1 protein-coding gene is annotated in these 557 nt (G+C 66.4%); it reads left to right on the forward strand.

Features of this window, described 5'->3' with window-relative positions:
- On the forward strand, positions 1-557 hold a 557-nt coding region (locus tag AC1D00_RS44575; protein ID WP_477015139.1), incomplete at both ends, for an RNB domain-containing ribonuclease.

Genomic DNA, 557 nt, shown 5'->3' on the forward strand with positions numbered 1-557 from the left:
GCTGCGCGTCGAGCGCCTCGACGAGGCCGAAGGCCCGGCCTATCGCGGCCACATCATCAAGGTCTTCGACAAGGCCAAGAGCCGCATCCTCGGCGTATTCCGCGAGCTGCCGGAAGGTGGCGGACGGCTGATCCCGGTCGACAAGAAGTCTGCCGACCGCGAGCTGAACATTGCCGCGGCCGACACGCAAGGCGCGCGGGACGGCGACCTCGTCAGCGTCGACATCATCCGCTCGCGCGCCTTTGGCCTCGCCTCAGGCCGCGTCAAGGAGAAGCTCGGCTCGGTCAAGTCGGAGAAGGCGATCAGCCTGATCGCGATCTACGCGCACGACATCCCCCTGCAATTCCGCCCCGCGGCAGAGCGCGAGGCGGAAGCCGCAGAACCCGCGAACCTGAAGGGGCGCGAGGACTGGCGCGACGTTCCGCTCGTCACCATCGATCCGCCCGATGCGAAAGATCATGACGACGCGGTGCATGCGCAGGCCGATGACGATCCCAACAACAAGGGCGGCTTCATCGTCAACGTCGCCATTGCCGATGTGAGCTTCTACGTCCGGC

This window comes from Bradyrhizobium sp. P2_E8 (genome assembly GCF_056403875.1).